The sequence below is a fragment of the Micromonospora sonchi genome (genome assembly GCF_014646235.1).
Taxonomy (GTDB): domain Bacteria; phylum Actinomycetota; class Actinomycetes; order Mycobacteriales; family Micromonosporaceae; genus Micromonospora; species Micromonospora sonchi.
Genome location: NZ_BMNB01000001.1, coordinates 215,895 through 234,871 on the forward strand (window position 1 = coordinate 215,895; position 18,977 = coordinate 234,871).

The window sequence follows — 18,977 nt, forward strand, 5'->3', positions numbered from 1 at the left end:
CCTCCGGCAAGCCGGTGACCAACTCCACGTGGACGGTGCCGGTGTTCGGCAACGAACCCGGCGAGCCCTGTCATGCTGCGGCGTTCGGCAACTCGGATTGCATGCAGGCATGGCGGTGGAATCTCGACTACGTCGTTGACCCTTCTGGCAACTCTGCCTCCTACTGGTACGAGCGGGAGACGAACAAGTACGGCCGTAACCTGGACCCTGCCGATGACGCCACCTATCACCGTGGCGGCTGGCTGGACCGAATCGACTACGGAACCCGTCAGATCAACGGGGTCGACTCGGTACTGAACACGAACGCGCCGATGCGGGTCAGTCTCGGCGTCGCCGATCGATGCCTGACTGACTGCGCCACCCGTGACGAGGCGCACTGGCCGGACACCCCGTGGGACATGGCCTGCTCGGCGACGTCGTGTCCGGACAAGTTCTACCCCACGTTCTGGTCCACCAAGCGACTCTCCACCATCACCACCCAGGTGCGCAGTGGCACCGGCTATCGAAACGTGGAGCGCTGGACGCTCACCCACACGTTCCCGGACCCGGGCGACGGCACCCGCGCCGGGCTCTGGCTCGACAAGGTGTCCCACGCCGGCCTCGCCGGGGGCAGTGTCTCCGTCCCGGACGTCGAGTTCACTCCGGTCCAGATGCCCAACCGGGTCGACGCGATCGGCGATTTCGCTGCAGGGCCGTTGCGTTCTCGCTCGGCAGGCCGGTGAGCTGGGATGATGCTGGGTGATTGGCTTGTGTGGGAGGCGGTTGAAGCGGGTGAAGCCCTCAAGGTGATCATGGAGTTTCTCTAGGACTGCACGACACCGAGGACTCCACCCGCAGATGTCATCATCCCTGATCTCCGTACTGACTGTGACAACCCCCAGCGGTGAGACGCCACCACCGCCGATCACCGAGGGTGAACGTCGTGGGCTCCTGGACGCTGTCAGCGTTATCCCGGACCCGCGTAATCCGCACGGAGTGCGGTATCCCCTGGCCGCGTTGCTGACCGTCGCGGTCTGCGCGGTCCTGGCCGGCGCCACGTCGTTCGCCGCGATCGCCGACTGGCTGTACGACCTGGACGAGGCGGACCAGCAGCGGCTCGGGTTCACCCGGGGCGTGCCGGCCGGCACCACGGTGTGGCGTCTGCTGATCCGCCTGGACGCCACTGTGATCAGCAAGGTTCTGGCCGGCTGGCTGCGCACCCGGACGCCACCGGTGACCGCTCGGCCGCGCCGCTACCAGACGGTGATCGCCGTGGACGGCAAAACCCTGCGTGTGCGACACGAGGTCGCATGTGTTGAGTGGATCACGGTGGAGGAGGTGCCCTTGTGGTGACGTGATCCCCGGTTCGTGCTCGGTGGCCGGTCTCCTCTCTGGCGTGCGTCGCGGGTGACTGCGGGGTGCGGAGCCCAGAGTTCAAGCCGAAGGGTCCTCGTTCCTCCCGGGGGCTACGGGTGAGGAGAAGTACGGGCGGGCGAACGTGAGTGAACCCTTGGTTGATGCCTCGTCATCTTGAAGGTCCGGGTGGAGGGAAGCGGGACCGGGCCGAGATCAGGGACTCGCCGTTGAGAAGCGGCGGATGCCGACGATGGAACGGAGCGTTGTCGGGTGAGCACCATCGTCCCCGGGGTACAGAGGGCGCCCAATCCGTGCGTGTCTCATACATGCGGAACGTGGAAACCCCGTCCGGGTCCAGCCTCAGCGGCTGGTAGGCCGACCGTGAGGAAGGCGGAAGCCCTGGCCGGGAACAGGATGACCCGAGAAGCGAAGGCCGGTATGCCGAAAGGCGACGGGAAGGGCATCACAAGATGCGGCCGCCTCCTGGCCGTGTGGTGTCGAACCGACCGGATACGGGCAGCGCCGCGATGTCGTTGCGGTGACGCTCGGCCCGAGAGGGAGCCCACGCGGGTCAGGTGAGTCTGTGGGGATGACGATGGATGTGACGTCAGCGCCTGCGGGGACGTTGGACGCCGCTGTTTCAGCGGTGAACGGACCGCAGGGCTTTCCCGACGACTGGGATCAGGTGAACTGGCCTAGGGTCGAAGAGGAAGTACGGCGGCTGCGCCAGCGGATCTTCACGGCGTCGCAGGCAGGAGCGCACCGTACGGTGCGCAACCTGCAACGGCTGATGCTGCGGTCCCGGGCGAACGCGTTGCTCAGCACGCGCCGGGTCACGCAGGTCAACCAGGGGCGTGCGACGGCAGGGGTCGACGGCCGGACCGCGTTGGCCGGTCCCGAGCGGGTGGATCTCGCCCGCTGGGTCCAGCAGCACGGGTGTCGGCCGTTGGCCCGGCCCGTCCGCCGGATATACATCCCGAAGGCCAACGGCAAACGGCGTCCGCTCGGCATCCCCGTGATCGCCGACCGGGCGGCGCAAGCCGTGGTGCTCAACGCGCTGGAACCTGAATGGGAGGCCCGGTTCGAGTCGAGGAGCTACGGCTTCCGGCCCGGCCGGGGCTGTCACGACGCGATCGAGGCGATCTTCGCCGTCTGCAAGGGCAAGAACCCGAAGCGGGCATGGGTCCTCGACGCGGACCTGACAGCGGCGTTCGACCGGATCGATCACCATCGGCTCCTGGGCCACCTGCACGGATTCCCCGCCAGGGAACCCGTCGCACGGTGGCTGAGAGCAGGTGCGATCGAGAACCGGCGATACGCTCCGACCGAGGAGGGCACCCCTCAGGGCGGGGTGATCAGCCCGCTGCTGATGAACATCGCCCTGCACGGGATCGAGACAGCAGCCGGGGCCCGGCAGCAGACCACCCCGTCACATCGGGGCTGGTCGGTGCCCGGAACCCCGGTCGTGGTCAGATACGCCGACGACCTGGTCGCGCTCTGCTCCACCCAGGAACAGGCCGAACAGGTCCAGCAACGCCTAGCTCAGTGGCTGGCGCCACGAGGACTGACGTTCAACGAGGACAAGACACGCATCGTGCACCTGTCCGAAGGGTTCGACTTCCTCGGCTTTACCGTCCGCCACTACCGCAACCCCGGGAAACTGCTGATCACACCATCGAAAGCGGCCGTCAAACGGTTCCGCGCCCGACTGCGGTCCGAGGTCCGCAGTCTCCACGGCGCAAACGCGCTGGCCGTGATCAGCAGACTCAACCCGATCCTGCGTGGCTGGGCCGCGTACTACCGCACGGTCGTGTCCAAGAAGGTCTTCAACGACATCGATTCCACGCTCGTCTGGACGATGCTCAAGTGGGCCAGACACCGGCACGAGACGAAGTCCTACCGATGGATCGTGAACCGCTACTTTGGGCGGTTCCACCCGGCCAGGCAAGACCGATGGCTCTTCGGCGACCGGGACACCGGCGCCTGCCTGACCCGCTTGTCCTGGACGCCCATCCGCCGACACCAGATGGTCAACGCCGACGCGTCCCCGGACAACCCGGCACTGACCTACTACTGGCGACAGCGACGACGACGCCGACTGCCACCGGACACGCCCACAGCACCAGGCCCCGCGCCCTACACCCTGCGACGACCCACGGGACTTGCTTGAGCCGGATGCGGTGAAAGTCGCACGTCCGGTTCTGAGGGGGCCCCGGCGCAGCAATGCGCCGGGGCTACCCGACGGCGCACGCCTGCCCGACGGCCGGCAGACGCATCTGCTGTCGGCGCTGGACACCAGTACCGGCATCGTCTTGGCCCAGGTCACCGTCGACACGAAGAGCAACGAGATCCCCGCCTTCACCCCACTGCTCGACGCCGTGCAGGCCGTGCTCGGCAGTCTCACCGATGTCCTGTTCGTCGCCGACGCCATGCACACCCAGACCGGCCACGCCGAGCAGATCACCGGCCGTGGAGCACATCTGCTACTGCAGGCCAAGGGCAACCAGCCCACCCTGTTCGCCCAACTCAAAGCTGTTCCCTGGGCGCAGATCCCGGTCGGTGACCGCACCCGCGAGCGCGGTCACGGGCGCACAGAGACCCGCACCGTCAAAGCCGTCACCCTGCACACCCCGGGCGGGATCGCATTCCCGCACGCTCAGCAAGCCGTCCGGATCACCCGTACCCGCACCACCGGCGGCAAGACCAGCCGCGAGACCGCCTACCTGGTCACATCCCTACCCGCCGCCGACGCCCAACCCGCTGACCTGCAGAAATGGGCAAGAGCGGAATGGCTGATCGAAAACCAGATCCACAACGTACGAGATGTGACATTCCGTGAAGATCTTCACCAGGCCCGCACCGGCACCGGACCCGCCATCATGGCCACCCTGCGTAACACCGCCATCGGCTGGCACCGCATCCACGGCGAACCCAACATCGCCCGCGCCAACCGACGCGCCGACCGCCGCTCACACGACCTCATAACCGCCGTGACCAGCAGTTACCCCAGAACGCAATAGCCCTGACCCGGGAACGCCCACCGATCGGGTTGATCGAGCTCCTCGGTCACCAGGTGTGGCTGGGTTGGGTGATGATCGCCGCGTTGTCCGTCACGATGGTGCCGGCGATTCTGCTCGGCCGCGCCAAGCAGCGCATCGCTCGGCAGCTGCACGACAAGGTGCTCTACGCGGACGCGGAGATGAACCGTGCCGACTGGTTGACCGCCGGTGCGGCGATCCTCGGCATTCTCGGCATTCTCGGCATCGGCGCCGGGCTGTGGTGGGCCGACGCCGTCGCTGCGCTGGTCATCGGCGCCGACATCGTCCGCGACGGCCTGCGCACCTCCCGCAGCGCGGTGGCCAACCTGATGGACGATCGCCCCCGCATCGTGGACGGCAGCCGTCCTCACCCACTGCGGGACGATCTGCTGACCGCCGTCCTCGACCATGACTGGGTCGCCGACGCGTGGCTACGCCTGCGCGAGGAGGGCCACGTGTTCGTCGGTGAGCTGCTCGTCGTCCCCACACCCGGCACCGACCGCCTGGTCCAACGACTTGAGGACCTGGGGACTTTCGCCCGGACCTTCGACTGGCGGATGCACGACCTCGTCGTCGCCCCGGTCAGTCGCATCGAAGGGGTCACCGAGGACCGGGACCGGTCCGTGATGATCGGGCCACCCCGCCCGAGGGTAGGCGATGCGACCGATCAGCCGACCGAGTCTGACTCCGCGCGCCCACAGTGACACCAGCCGATCAAATGTCGCCCGCCGGCCGCCCCGTGTCGCTGGGGGCGGTGATCAGGGTGGCGTCCAGATCGATGACAAACCCTTGACGGTGCAACTTGTTGCGTCAACAATTCGTGTTTGTTAACGCTCACATCCGCTGATCCGAGGGCCGTCCATGCGACCTGCGTTGTTCCACCCCCGGAAACCCCTCACCACCGATGCCCCGCCACGACGTCTGACCAGCCAACTCGTCGCCGCGGTGACGATCGCGCTGACCGCCGGGCTGCTGCCGGCCACACCGGCGCGAGCCGCCCCCGCCGCTGACGTCACCGCGGGCCTGGTGCTCCGCTACGACCTCGACCAGAGCGCCGGCACGACGGTGACCGACACGTCCGGCCACGGCCGGCACGGCACGCTCATCGGTGGCGGCACCTGGACCGACCAGCATGGACTCCGGCTCGACGGCGTCGACGACCACGTCCGCCTGCCGAACAACATCATGAACGGCCTGTCGTCGATCACTGTCTCCGTCGACGTGTACGTCGAGCCCGACCAGCAGACCCCGTACTTCATCTGGGGGTTGGGCAACCCGGCGACCTCGAACTCCGGCACCGGGTACCTCTTCGCCAGCGGTGACGCCTTCCGGGCGGCCATCACCACCACCAACTGGTCGGGCGAACGGGTGACCGCCAAGGGCGGCAACCTGGCCCGTGGTGTGTGGAAGTCCGTCACGTACACCCAGACCGGCACCACCGGCACCCTCTACGAGGACGGTGTCCAGGTCGCGCGGAACACCGACGTCACCGTGCTGCCCAGCGACGTCGGCAACGGTGCGACCACCACCAACTACCTCGGCCGCTCCACCTACACCACCGACCGTCTCCTGCGTGGCCAGGTGGCCAACTTCCGCATCTACGACCGGGCGTTGGCTGCCGACGAGGTGGCGACGATCGCGCTGCCGGACACCACCCGGGTCGCCCGCGATGCCGCCGCCCTGGACCTGGGCGACCTCTCTGCGGTGACCAGTGGGCTCACCCTGCCCGGCCGGGGTGGCTACGGTGCGGCGATCACCTGGACGTCCAGCCGTCCCACGACGATCAGCCCGGCCGGCGCGGTGACCCGCCCCACCGCCGCTGACGGGCCGGCGACGGTCACCCTGACCGCCACGCTGAGCCGGGGCACCGCCACCGATACGAAGACCTTCACCGCCACCGTGCTGCCCGAAGAGTCGGACCAGAGCCGGGCCGCCGCGGCCGCCGCCGCGCTGTCGCTGGTGCACGCCGACGACGTACGCGGAAATCTCACCATGCCCACCAGCGGCCTGCACGGGGCCACCATCACCTGGCGTTCCGCCCGGCCGGCGGTGGTCGCGCCGGACGGCGTGGTCAACCGCCCGGCGCACGGCACCGGCGACGTGCCGGTGACCGTCACGGCCACGGTCGCCGTCGGAGCGGCTCGGGTCGAGCGGGCCATCGAGCTGACCGTCCGGGAACTGCCCGCGCCCGCGCCGTACGCCGGGTACGCGTTCAGCTACTTCACTGGCAACTCGATCGAGGGCGAAAAGATCTACTTCGCCGCCAGCCAAGGCAACAACGCACTACAGTGGACCGAACTCAACGGTGGTCGGCCCACGCTGGAGTCCACCTTCGGCACCCGGGGCCTGCGCGACCCGTTCCTGATCCGCAGCCCGGAGGGAGACCGGTTCTTCCTCATCGCCACCGACCTGTCCATCGGTCGCAACGGGGACTGGGACGCCGCGCAGCGGCACGGCAGCCGCTACCTGGAGGTGTGGGAGTCCACCGACCTGGTCAACTGGTCCGAGCAGCGGCACGTGCAGGTTTCCCCGCCGACCGCCGGCAACACCTGGGCACCCGAGGCGTACTGGGACGACGAGCGGGGTGAGTTCCTCGTCTTCTGGGCCTCCAAGCTGTACGCCGAGAGCGACCCGAACCACACCGGCAACACCTACAACCGGATGCTCGCGGCCACCACCCGGGACTTCGTCACCTTCGCGCCGGCCACCGTCTGGCAGGACCGGGGCGAGTCCCGGATCGACTCCACGGTGATCAAGGAGGACGACACCTACTACCGGTTCACCAAGGACGAGGGTGGTGGCGGCACCGGCTGCTCCGACATCATCCAGGAGAAGGCGAGCTCGCTGACCGCCGTCGACCTGCCCGGCCAGCCCGCCTGGAGTCGGATCACGGCCTGCATCGGCCGCAACGCCGGCACCTCCGCGGTGGAAGGCCCGACGGTGTTCAAGGCCAACCCGGGCGACACCTCGGGGTCGAAGTACTACCTCTTCGTCGACGAGTACGGCGGCCGGGGCTATATCCCGCTCGGCACCGACGACCTGGAGAACCCGACGTGGCGGGTGCCGGCCAGCTACCGCCTGCCGGCCAGCCCACGACACGGCACGGTCATCCCGGTCACGAAGGCCGAACTCGACGCCCTCACCGACGCCCCACCGCCGGTACGGGCCAACGAGGACGGTCTGGTCCTGCGCTACCCGCTCAACCAGAGCAGCGGGGACACCGTCACCGACGCCTCCGGCAACGGCTACCACGGCACCCTCTCCGGTGACGCCGGCTGGCGCGATGGGGCGCTGAACCTCGGCGGCACCGACGGACACGTCGACCTGCCCGACAACATCATGGCCGGGCTGGGCGAGATCACCGTGTCTGTCCAGGTCAACATCGCCAGCGACCAGGGCACGCCGTACTTCATCTGGGGCCTGGGCAACACCTCCGATGGAGCCGGCAACGGCTACCTCTTCACCACCGGCAACAACTACCGGACCTCGCTGGCGACGGGGAACTGGACCACCGAGGAGACCGTCACCAACGGCTCCGCCCTGCCGCGAGCAGTGTGGAAGACGTTGACGTACACCCTCAACCGCGCCGGGATCGCCCGGCTCTACCTCGACGGAGTGCGGGTCGCCGAACGGACCGGGGTGGTCAACCGGCCCGGTGACATCGGGGGTGGGTGGACCACCGCCAACTACCTCGGCCGCTCCCAGTACACCTCCGACCGTTACCTCAAGGGCCAGGTCCGCGACTTCGCGATCTACAACCGGGCGCTCAGCGACGCCGAGGTGGCCGGGCTCGGCGGCAACGGCACCGCCATCGTCGCGGTGGACCTGGACAGCCTGAAGGCACCCGCGATGATCGACCCGAACACCGGCACGGTCACCCTGCCGGTACGGCCCGGCACCGACCTGAGCCGGCTCGCGCCGACGTACGTGGTGGCACCGACCTCGACGGTCACCCCGACCGGCGTGCGGGACTACCGCCAGCCGGTGCAGGTCACCGTGCGGGACGCGGCCGGTGCGAGCCGGGTGTGGACGGTACGCGCGGTCTCGATGGGTTCCCCGGTGCTGCCCGGCCACAACGCCGACCCGAACATCGTCCGATTCGGCGACACGTACTACATCTACGCCACCACCGACGGCTTCCCCGGCTGGGGCAGCACCTCGTTCAAGGTCTGGTCGAGCCGGAACCTGGTGGACTGGACCGAACACGACACCATCCTGGACCTCGGTCCGGACATCGTCTGGGCTGACCACAACGCCTGGGCGCCGGCGGCGATCGAGAAGAACGGAAAGTACTACTTCTACTTCTCGGCTCAGCAGAACATCGGCGTCGCGGTCGCCGACTCGCCGCTCGGGCCGTTCGTCGACCCGCTCGGCAAGCCGCTGGTCAACAAGGACGACTACAACGGCGCCCAGCAGATCGACCCGGCGGTCTTCACCGACGACGACGGCAAGAGCTACCTGTACTGGGGTAACGGCACGCCGTACGCCGTCCCGCTCAACGACGACATGATCTCGTACGACGTCAGCAAGCGGGTGCGGTTCACCGGCCTGACGGACTTCCGTGAGGGCCTGTTCCTGCACAAGCGCAAGGGGGTCTACTACCTGTCCTGGTCGATCGACGACACCGGCAGCGAGAACTACCGGGTCGGCTACGGCATGGGCGCGAGCCCGCTGGGCCCGTTCACGGCCAGGGGCGAGATCCTCAGCAAGGACCCGACCCAGGGCATTCTCGGCACCGGCCACCACTCGGTGCTCCAGGTGCCCGGCACCGACGACTGGTACATCGCGTACCACCGGTTCGCCATCCCAGGGGGCAACGGTACGCACCGGGAGACCACCATCGACCGGATGTACCACGAGGCGGACGGCACCATCCGCCGGGTGGTGCCCACGCTGACCAGTGTGGAGCCGCTGAGCTACCAGGGCGGGCGCCCGAAGGTGTCCATCTCCGCGGCGGGCAGCGACGGATGGTACGGCGCCGGGGCCACCCTGACCATGTCGGCAGGCGATGGTGTCCGGCTGATGGAATACCAGATCGACGGTAAGGGCTGGTTCCCGTACCGGGAGCCGGTGTCGCTGCCGCACGGCCGCTACCGGATCGACTACCGGGCCCAGGGCACCAACCTGTGGTGGAGCGAGATCTGGTCGACGTCGGTGCAGGTGGACCGGGTGGCGCCGAGCGTACGGGCCAAACTGGCCAAGCGGATGATGACGATCACTGCCACCGACGCACACTCGGGGGTGGCCCGCGTCGAGTACCGCAGCGGGTTCGGAGCCTGGCAGCGCTACCGGGCTCCGGTTCGCTTCGACAACAACTGGCACCTCGTCCAGTACCGGGCGGTCGACGTCGCGGGCAACATGACCACCGGCATCCTCCTGGTGACGGCCGTGGTGGGCCCGGCCCCGGTGGCGAAGAAGCCGCCCACGATCAAGGGCAGTCCCAAGGTCGGCATGAAGCTCACCGCCAACCCGGGAAGCTGGGACCAGAAGGGCCTCCGCTTCGCATACCAGTGGCTGCGGGACGGCAAGGTGATCGCTGGTACCACGGGCCGGACGTACGTGCCGAAGAACGCGGATGTCGGGCACCACCTCAGCGTCCGGGTAGTGGCGCTCCGCCCCAACGCCAAACCCGGCGTAGCCACCTCCACCAAGACCAAAAAAATAACCCGCCCCTAACCCATCCCCACCCTCGCCCCGCCGATCTTGCACTTTTGGTCACTGCAAAACGCACATCTGACGTTCAGTCGACGAAAAGTGCAAGATCGGCGCTCAGACCAAGCGGGTTGTCCACCTGAGCGGCGTGCCGCACGCAGTGGGCTGGTGGTTCGTCAGGGAGTCCCACCTGGTTCTCACGTGGTTCAAAGGTCGTCTTGAGGTTCATCTGGTTACGTCCCCTTGGTCCCTACCGTGATCAGATGGGCTACGAGGATGCGATTGCCTTTCCGACGACGTGCCGTGGCGCTGATTCGCCCCGGCGACAGCGAACCGCCAGGTTCCGAGGGAGCCGTGCCGTCAGCCAGGCCGGCTCCGGGGCGTAGCGATGACCAGGCCGGTCATGCGCTGCGGGCACCGAGCAAGCTGCACGCCTTCAACCGCTACGAGATCAAGTATTTGATGCCGAGCAGCGCCGTCCCCGCGCTGCGCAAGGAACTCGCCAGCCGGCTCGACGTCGACAGTCATGGGGTCGGCGGCGGCTACGGCGTCTGGAGCGTCTACTACGACACCCGTGATCTTCGTTTTTACTGGGAGAAGATCGAGGGTTTGAGGTTCCGGCGCAAGTTGCGGGTGCGGCACTACGGCGACCGGTTGACCGTCAACGACCACAGCACGGTGTTCGTAGAGATCAAGCAGCGGGTCAACCGGGTCACCCAGAAGCGCCGGGTCGCGTTGCCCTACCACCTGGCGCGGGATCTGTTGGACCGCCGGGTGATGGTCGAGCACGAACCCACCCAGCGAGCGTTCCTCGAAGAGGTGTTGGACCTGCTTTGTCGGCTGGACCTGCGGCCGGTGGCGATGACTGGGTATCAGCGTGAGGCGTTCGTCGGTCGGGGCGCCGAGGCCGGTCTGCGCGTCACCGTCGATCGCCGGGTCCGGGGCCGCGACCGCGACTTTCATCTCGGCGCTGATGCCGAGAACCGGCTCATCGTTCCGGCCCGGCTGGCGGTGGTGGAGATGAAGGCCAACGAGCGGGTCCCGTACTGGCTCACCGACCTCGCGGCCGGGTTGAGCATGTCGGTGGTGCGGATTTCGAAGTACTGCCAGGGCGTCGAGGCGTTCGGCCGCGTACCCCGATCGATTTTTCATGTTTCCGATGACGAGCCCGCCGGCGCTGCCGTGCCGGCTACTGCCCTAAGTGAGGCCTGACCCATGCCGTTCGACGTTCAGGATCTGTCCGGTACGTTCAGCGTTGCTGACATCGCGATCGCGCTGTCGCTGTCGTTCGTGCTCAGCGCGATGATCGGCTGGGTCTACCGGTTCACCCATCGCAACATTTCGTACAGCCAGTCCTACGTGCAGACCCTCGTCATTCTCGGCATGCTCATCGCGTTGATCATGCTGGTGGTCGGGTCGAACATCGCCCGCGCCTTCGCCCTCGTCGGGGCGTTGTCGGTGGTGCGGTTCCGTAATGCCATCAAGGAAACCCGCGACGTCGGCTTCATCTTCCTGGTGATGGGCGTCGGTATGGCCGCCGGCACCAGGTTCTACACCCTCGCGATCACCGCCGCCGTGGCGATCAGCCTCATCATCCTGGTGATGTACCGGTTCAACTGGTTCGCCTCCAGCATCCAGCGGCAGGTCGTCAAGGTCCAGGTTCCGCCGGACGGCGAGTACACCGCACACATCCAGGACGTGCTCATCGCGCACACCAGTGAGTTCGAGCTCGTGAGCATGGAGACGATCCGTGGCGGCGCGCTGACCGAGATGATGTACACCGTCCGGCTCAAGAAGGGCCACGGACCTGGCGATCTGATCACGGCGCTCGGCGAGCGCACCGGCGGCCAGCGGGTGACCGTGCTGACCGGCTACGACCAGACGGACCTGTGATGGCACCGTCACCCACGTCCACCTTGCCGCCCCCCAGGCCACCGGGGAGGAGGCTGGCACACCGGGTTCCGGTGCGGGTGCGGCACTACTGGAAGCTGCTCGCCACCTGCGCGGCGTTCATCGCCACCTGCGCGGTGGTGTTCAGCTCCGTGCGGGTCGCACCGTTGGTGACCAGCAGCAGCGCCAACAGATACGACCAGGTCACCCAGAACATCACCGGAACGACGGAGATCTTCGACGCGACCGTGGCACATCGCATCGAGGTGATTTTCCGCGACAAGGACTACCAGCGGCTACTCGACGACCTCTGGAACGACGACGAGAAAAGCTTCATCGAGGCCGATCTCACGATCGACGGCATTCGCATTCCCAGTGTCGGCATCCGCCTGAAAGGCAACTCCACCCTCGCTGGGCTCACCCGTAACGGCGAGGCCCGGCAGCGGGGGCTCGGACGCAACCGGCCCCCAGGCGCCGGACAGGAACCCCAGCCGGACGGTGACGGCCCCCCGGGTGGCTTCCCCGGCGGTGGCTTCCCCGGCGGTGGTGCACCCGGCGGCTTCCCGGCGGAGGGGCCGGGCGGCAATCCGTCGGGCGGGGCGCGGGACGGTGCTGGTCCCGGCGGATTCGGTCGGGCTTCGCTCAAGGCCGAGGAGCCGGAGAGCCTGCCGTGGCTGATCCGCTTCGACGAGTTCGTCGAGGGCCGCCGCTACCAGGGCCACCGGGAAATCGCGGTACGGGTCTCCGGCATGGGAGGCGGCACCATGGTCCTCAACGAAGCGGTGTCGCTGCAGGTGTTGGCCGCTGCGGGAGAGCTTGCCCAGCGGTACGCGTACTCCAGTTTCACGGTCAATGATCGGCCCACCACCGCCAGGCTCATCGTCGAGCACCCCGACGAGGGCTTCGCCGACACTCTCGGCGGCTCCGGCGTGCTCTACAAGAGCCTGGCCACCGGCCAGTTCAGCGACCAGGGCGACGAGCCGATCAGTTACGCCGATGACTTCAGACAGATCACCATGAAGGGCAGTCAGGACCTGCAACCCGTCATCAACCTCATCAGATGGGTCACCAGCAGCAGCGACGCCGATTTTGATGCCCACCTCGATGATTACGTCGATGTGCCGGCCTTTGCCCGCTACCTGGCCGCGCAGAACCTGCTGCTCAACTTCGATGACATGGCGGGCCCCGGCCGCAACTACTACCTCTGGTACGACCTGAACACGAAGAAGTTCACCGTCGTCGGCTGGGACTACAACCTCACCCTCACCGGCGACGCCACCCAGGGTCCACACGACACCGTTCGGATGGGCGGCGGCCGTTTCCCACCGGGCGGCGACACCCCACCAGAGGGCTTCCAGCCACCTGACGGGTTGCAACTACCTGAGGGCTTCCAGCCACCTGAGGGCATGTCGCGTCCGGGCGGGGACGCCGCCGGTGGGCGGGGGCAGCCGGGTGGCCCCGGCGGTAACAAGCTCAAGGAACGCTTCCTCGCCAGTGCCGCTTTCAAGACGGTGTACGAGGACGCCTACCGCGATCTCTACCGCAAGGTCTACGCGGACGGCACCGCGATGAACGCTCTCGAGAGCATCACCACGGTCCTGTCCACCGTCTCCGGGTACGACCAGCAGAAGACCGCGGCGGATGTCGAACAACTGACGACGCTTCTTCGGCAACGTGCCGAACACCTCGCCACCGACAGCGTCATCACCAAGGAGTGACGCGGCAATCGGCGACGAGGCGAGGACACTGCGGCCGGCGGTGTGCGGGCAGACATACCGCCGGCCGCAGCCAGGGGCGCTGGCGCGGGTGTTGCGGACGGACCGACCTGTGGGCCTGGGCGGCAAGCTCAAGGAACCCTTCAGGTTGTCACAGCTGGCTCCGAGGGAAATCCCAGCTAATCCTGATGCGCGTCCGATACAAGGGACGACATGGCCGGACGGTTGACTCGGGTGCTCGTCGTTGATGACGAGCCCAATATCTGTGCCCTGCTGTCGGCGACGTTGCGGCTGATCGAGTTCGACGTGCGGGTCGCTGGCGGCGGGCACGAGGCGTTGGCGGCGGCCGTGGAGTTCGAGCCCGACCTGGTGGTGCTCGACGTGATGCTGCCCGACCTTGACGGCTTCCAGGTCGCGCAGCGCCTGCGGACCGGGCCGGGGCCGCACGTCCCGGTGCTGTTTCTGACCGCACGAGACGCGGTCGAGGACCGCATCTCCGGCCTGACCGTCGGCGCTGACGACTACGTCACCAAGCCGTTCAGCCTGGAGGAGGTCGTGCTCCGTATCCGGGCGATCCTGCGGCGCAGCCGCATCGAGCCGGACGGCGGTGACTCCGGTATCCTGCGCTACGCCGACGTGGAACTCGACGAGGACGCGCACGAGGTGCGCCGGGGCGGACGGCTGGTCGAGCTGTCGCCGACCGAGTTCAACCTGCTCCGATACCTCCTGATCAATGCGGGCCGGGTGATGAGCAAGGCGCAGATCCTGGACCGGGTCTGGAGTTACGACTTCGGGGGCGACGGCCGGATCGTCGAGTCGTACGTCTACTACCTGCGCAAGAAGATCGACCGCTGGGGACCGCCGTTGATCCACACGGTCCGCGGTGTGGGTTACGCGCTGCGCCTGCCCCCGGACGAATGAGAATGCCGAAGTGGCGGCACTGGACGCTGCGGTCCCGCCTTGTCGTCGCCGTGGCCGCGCTAAGCGCGGTGGCTCTGGTCGTCTCCAACGCGGCCGGCATCCTGCTGCTACGTCAGTACCTCACCGATCAGATCGACAACCAGCTGGCCGGGATGCGGCACGTCGCGGCTCTTCCCTTGCCGCCCAACCAGGCCGGTGACAACCCGTTCCCTCGTGGCCGCTTCGACATGTACCGGACGGTACTCGTCTTCGATTCCGGGGGCCGTCAGCTGCCGTCCCCGGCGCCCGACGAGATCTCCCCACCCGATGTGGGGTCGTTCGACGGCCTGCGGGAGAAGGCGGACGACGGGCCGTTCACCGTGGAGTCCGTTGACGGCCAGGACCGTTGGCGGATAGCGGTGGTCACCCAACCAGACGGCGGTGTGGCCGTCCCCGCCATCTCGCTTCGTCAGGTCGAGGCTACGGTGGATCTGCTGCTCGTCATCGATCTGGCCGTGATGATCGTCGTGCTGTTCCTGCTCGCGTTGGTCGCCGCGTCGGTGGTCCGGATCGGCCTGCGCCCGCTGATCCGGATGGAGCGGACCTCTACCGAGATCACCGCGGGCGACCTGACTCGCCGCGTGGGCGACGCTGACCCGCATACCGAGTCGGGCCGGCTGGGCATCGCGCTGAACTCGATGCTCGACCGGATCGAGTCGGAGGTCGCGGCGCGCACCGCGTCCGAGCAGCGGATCCGGCAGTTCGCCGCGGACGCGTCGCACGAGCTGCGTACGCCGCTCACGTCGATCCGCGGCTTCGCCGAGTTGTACCGGCGCGGCGGCGCTCCGTCCGGGCCCCTGCTGGACGAGACGATGTCCCGCATCGAGGCGGAGGCCGCACGGATGGGGCTGCTGGTCGAGGACATGCTGTTGCTGGCCCGATTGGATCGCCAGCGTGAGCTGCGGCGGCGTCCGGTCGATCTGCTCGCGCTCGCCGCCGACACGATCCGCGACGCGCACGCCCGCCGCCCCGACCGCCCCGTCCGGTTGGCCAGCTTCGGCGGCGACCAGGGCGCCTTCGAGCCGGTGACAGTTCTCGGCGACGAGCACCGGCTCCGCCAGGTCGCCACCAATCTGGTCGCCAACGCCCTTCAGCACACGCCGCCGCACACCGACATCACCGTCCGGGTCGGCCGGCTGGGGGCGTATCGACCGCGCCGTCGCGCGGCCGCCGCGGTCGGTGAACAGCTGCCTCGACACACGCCGATCGCGGTGCTCGAGGTCGCCGACAACGGCCCCGGCGTACCGCCGGAGCACGCCGAGCGCATCTTCGAGCGGCTCTACCGGGCGGATCCGAGCCGCGCCCGACGCAACGGCGGCTCCGGGCTCGGGCTGTCGATCGTCGAGGCGATCGTGAGCAGCCACGGCGGCCGGGTCGAACTGGAGACAAGCCCAGGCCAGGGAGCCGCGTTCCGAGTGCTCCTACCCGCCGGCGCCGAATCAGCCCTGAGCTAGCGCGGACTGGTTCAGCGGAGTCGGTCCAGCACCGCCGGGCAGCAACCCCGCTTCGGCCGGGCGGTGCCTGAGCCGGGGCGCTCGGCGTACCAGTCGCGCATCCGGGTGGCGGCGTCGAGCCGGCTCCTCGCAGACCACGAAGGCGGTGGCGTCGCCGGCCGCCAACCGGCGGGCGAAGGCCAGCTGCCAACTCCCGTGCGATTTGCTGATACATGTCGATCGGGTCGTAGGTGAGCACCGCCGGGGTCGCCGCGAAACCGCAGAGGCTGATCAGCACGTCGACCTTGCGTCGGGGCAGATCGCTGGCGGCGCGGGCCCGGGCGACCGCAGACGGCATGCCTGACTCTATCGAACAGGTTCGCTCACTGTGCGACACGTTCCGTGCCCGCGGGGTGTGCGAGGGATCGCGCGGCCCGCGAAACGGGATGGTGCGGATCGCGGCCGGGAGCACATAGTCGAGTAGCCGTCATGTCACACCGACATGAATATGTCTGGGTGACATGACGGCTTCAATCAGTAATGCTTCCTCGGCCCTGGCTGGAAGGCCAGAGGTGCAGAGAGGGAGGCCGGGATTGACGGGGTTGCTACGTACTGCGATGCTACGCGGAACGTAGTAGGGAGGTTTCGTGGCCGGACTCGCCGACCTCGGCCGGTTCTCCGAACCGGCACTGCACATCCTGATCAGCCTCGCCGCCGGGCCCAAGCACGGCTACGCCATGCAGGACGACATCGGCGCGCTGACCGGTGCCCGTCCCGGACCGGGCACGCTCTACGGCGCGATCCGGCGCCTGGAGGAGCACGCCTACATCGAGGCCCTGCCCGAGCAGGAGCGGCGCAAGCCGTACCGGCTGACCGACGCCGGCCGCGCGGCTCTGGGCGTCGAGCTGCAACGCATGCGGTCCCTCGCCGCGACCGGGCTGCGCCGGCTGGCGGTGGCCTGATGCGCGCCCGGCTCATCCGCACCGTGCTGGCGCTGTACCCCGCTGCGATCCGTGAGCGCTACGGCGACGAGATCGCCGAACTGCTCGCCGCCAGCGCCACCCCGGCCCGGGACCTGGCCGACACCGCCCGGTGCGCGCTGCGCGACCGGCTCACCCACCGAGTGGAGACGATGACCGTGGCCCAGGCGCGCACCACCGCCGTCACCGTAATCAAGCTGGTCGTCGCGCCGTTCACGTTCGGCGTGCTGCTGCTGGCCCTGCTGACCACGGCGGGTCTGCTGGCCGACGTGACCGGCGCGCACGAGGCCGCGCCCTACGGGTACACGCTGGCGGTGGCGCTCGCCGCGGCCTCGATGTGGTGGTTCGGCCGGTGGAGGGCGCGTACCGAGCGGATCGTCGCGGCCGTCGTCGTGGTTCCGGCGGCGCTCGCGCTGGGCGTCGCGGGCATCAACGCCATGCCGTATTTCGGTGAGGTGCTCGGCGAGGTCCGCGCCGGATCGCTGGCCGCCGTGGCCTGCTGGGCGATCGGCGCCGCCGCTCTCGGCTGGGCGGTGAGCGTCCTGCTGCGCCACGGCCGCCGTGCCGCCGCCTGGCTCAGCAGCGGGGTGGGCGCCCTGCTGCTGCTCGACGCGGTCACCGCCGTGTACGTGTTCACCGCGCTGTCGCCCGAGCGCGCACCCCGGCACAACGCGCCGCTGTGGTACCTGTCGAGCATGAGCTGGTGGGATCCGGGCCTGGTCGACGATGGGTACCGGCAGCTGGCGGACTCGATCAAGATGCTGCCGCCGATGCTGACCATGTGCACGGTGTTCCTGCTCGCCGTGCTCGGCGTCACCGCGAGCAGGCCCCGCCCGGCCGGATCGGCGGTGTGAACGGCCGGGCCAGCCCTCGGCCGGGCCAGCCGCCCGGTCGGGTTCAGCAGACCCGGGCGGGACCGGTGACGCCGTCGGGGCCGGAGCGCTCGACGGCGGTCAGGTTGGCGACCGTGGTGGCGGCGATGCTGTGCAGCCCGTCCTCCGTGAAGAACGCCTGATGCCCGGTGATCAACACGTTGGGGAAGGTGGTGAGCCGGGCGAAGTCGTCGTCGCCGAGCACCCGGTCGGAGAGGTCCTCGAAGAACAGGTCGGTCTCCTCCTCGTACACGTCGAGGCCGAGGTAGCCGATCCGGCCGCTCTTCAGCCCGTCGATCACCGCCCGGGTGTCGATCAGGGAGCCCCGACCGGTGTTGACCAGCATGACCCCCTCGCGGAGCAACGCGATCCGGTCGGCGTCGATCAGGTGCCGGGTGTCCGTGGTCAGGGGGCAGTGCAGGGTGACGATGTGCGACTCGGCGAGCAGGCGCTCCAGCGGGACGTACTCGGCGCCGGCCGCGATCGCCGCCTCGCTCTGCTTCGGGTCGCTGGCCAGCACCCGGCAGCCGAAGCCGGTCATGATCTGGGCGACGCAGACGCCGATCCGTCCGGTGCCGACGATCCCTACCGTACGGCCGTGCAGGTCGAAGCCGAGCAGCCCGGTGAGGGCGAAGTTGTGTTCGCGTACCCGGTTGTAGGCGCGGTGGATCTTGCGGTTGAGGGCGAGGATCAGGCCGACGGTGTGTTCGGCGACGGCGTGTGGCGAGTACTCCGGCACGCGTACCACGGTCAGGCCGATCCGGCGGGCGGCGGCCAGGTCGACGTTGTTGAAACCGGCCGCGCGCAGCGCGACCACCCGCACGCCGACCTCGGCGAGCCGACCGAGCACCTCCTCGCCCAGATCGTCGTTGACGAAGACGCAGACCGCATCGCTGCCCTCGGCCAGCCGCGCCGTCTGCGGCGTCAGCCGGGGCTCCAGGAAGAGCAGGTCATGCTCGCCGGACCCGTTGGCGCCGCCGAGGAACTCCCGGTCGTACGGCTTGGTGCTGAACACTGACACGCGCATCGGCCACCTCCACCGTCGACGCTACGGACGGGCGGATGGCCCCGGCCAGGGTCCGACGCCCCGTCACCCGATGGC

At 68.5% G+C, this 18,977-nt stretch carries 14 protein-coding genes; 13 read left to right on the forward strand and 1 reads right to left on the reverse strand.

Annotated features, from left to right (window positions below):
• Positions 1-14 precede the first annotated feature (14 nt).
• The 13 genes from IEY61_RS00920 to IEY61_RS00980 all read left to right on the forward strand — a co-directional run bounded on the left by IEY61_RS00920 (position 15) and on the right by IEY61_RS00980 (position 17,857).
• Positions 15-722 carry a hypothetical protein gene (locus IEY61_RS00920; protein ID WP_308424540.1) on the forward strand — a complete coding sequence of 236 codons (708 nt, stop codon included), beginning with the start codon at positions 15-17 and terminating at the stop codon, positions 720-722.
• Between the two features lie 115 nt (positions 723-837).
• Positions 838-1,332 (forward strand): transposase family protein, encoded by a 495-nt coding sequence (locus IEY61_RS00925; RefSeq protein ID WP_268240611.1) that lies wholly within the window; start codon positions 838-840, stop codon positions 1,330-1,332.
• A gap of 649 nt (positions 1,333-1,981) precedes the next feature.
• A complete protein-coding gene (ltrA, locus tag IEY61_RS00930) occupies positions 1,982-3,505 on the forward strand; it encodes a group II intron reverse transcriptase/maturase (RefSeq protein ID WP_229705592.1) in 1,524 nt (507 codons plus the stop codon).
• Positions 3,498-4,355: an ISAs1 family transposase gene (locus tag IEY61_RS00935; RefSeq protein WP_229705593.1), complete on the forward strand. Its 858-nt coding sequence runs from the start codon at positions 3,498-3,500 to the stop codon at positions 4,353-4,355. The genes ltrA and IEY61_RS00935 overlap by 8 nt, the downstream gene beginning before the upstream one ends.
• 29 nt (positions 4,356-4,384) lie before the next feature.
• Positions 4,385-5,077, forward strand: a complete 693-nt coding sequence (locus IEY61_RS00940; RefSeq protein ID WP_189040281.1) for a cation efflux transmembrane domain-containing protein — start codon at positions 4,385-4,387, stop codon at positions 5,075-5,077.
• Positions 5,078-5,234: 157 nt separating this feature from the next.
• Positions 5,235-10,049 carry a family 43 glycosylhydrolase gene (locus IEY61_RS00945; protein WP_189040282.1) on the forward strand — a complete coding sequence of 1,605 codons (4,815 nt, stop codon included), beginning with the start codon at positions 5,235-5,237 and terminating at the stop codon, positions 10,047-10,049.
• Between the two features lie 330 nt (positions 10,050-10,379).
• Entirely contained in the window at positions 10,380-11,237 is an 858-nt protein-coding gene (locus tag IEY61_RS00950) for a polyphosphate polymerase domain-containing protein (protein ID WP_229705594.1), read from the forward strand.
• A gap of 3 nt (positions 11,238-11,240) precedes the next feature.
• Entirely contained in the window at positions 11,241-11,918 is a 678-nt protein-coding gene (locus IEY61_RS00955; RefSeq protein ID WP_189040284.1) for a DUF4956 domain-containing protein, read from the forward strand.
• 71 nt (positions 11,919-11,989) lie between these two features.
• Positions 11,990-13,633 (forward strand): CotH kinase family protein, encoded by a 1,644-nt coding sequence (locus tag IEY61_RS00960; RefSeq protein ID WP_229705595.1) that lies wholly within the window; start codon positions 11,990-11,992, stop codon positions 13,631-13,633.
• Between the two features lie 210 nt (positions 13,634-13,843).
• Positions 13,844-14,551, forward strand: coding sequence for a response regulator transcription factor (locus IEY61_RS00965; protein WP_189040286.1), 708 nt, complete (start codon positions 13,844-13,846; stop codon positions 14,549-14,551).
• Complete coding sequence (locus IEY61_RS00970; protein ID WP_189040287.1) at positions 14,548-16,044, forward strand: sensor histidine kinase; 1,497 nt, start codon at positions 14,548-14,550, stop codon at positions 16,042-16,044. Before IEY61_RS00965 ends, IEY61_RS00970 begins: the two co-directional genes overlap by 4 nt.
• A 626-nt stretch (positions 16,045-16,670) precedes the next feature.
• A complete protein-coding gene (locus tag IEY61_RS00975) occupies positions 16,671-16,985 on the forward strand; it encodes a PadR family transcriptional regulator (protein WP_229705596.1) in 315 nt (104 codons plus the stop codon).
• Entirely contained in the window at positions 16,985-17,857 is an 873-nt protein-coding gene (locus IEY61_RS00980; protein WP_189040288.1) for a hypothetical protein, read from the forward strand. The genes IEY61_RS00975 and IEY61_RS00980 overlap by 1 nt, the downstream gene beginning before the upstream one ends.
• Before the next feature lie 43 nt (positions 17,858-17,900).
• Here IEY61_RS00980 and IEY61_RS00985 read toward each other — a convergent pair whose 3' ends face one another.
• Entirely contained in the window at positions 17,901-18,902 is a 1,002-nt protein-coding gene (locus tag IEY61_RS00985; RefSeq protein WP_189040289.1) for a 2-hydroxyacid dehydrogenase, read from the reverse strand.
• Positions 18,903-18,977 lie beyond the last annotated feature (75 nt).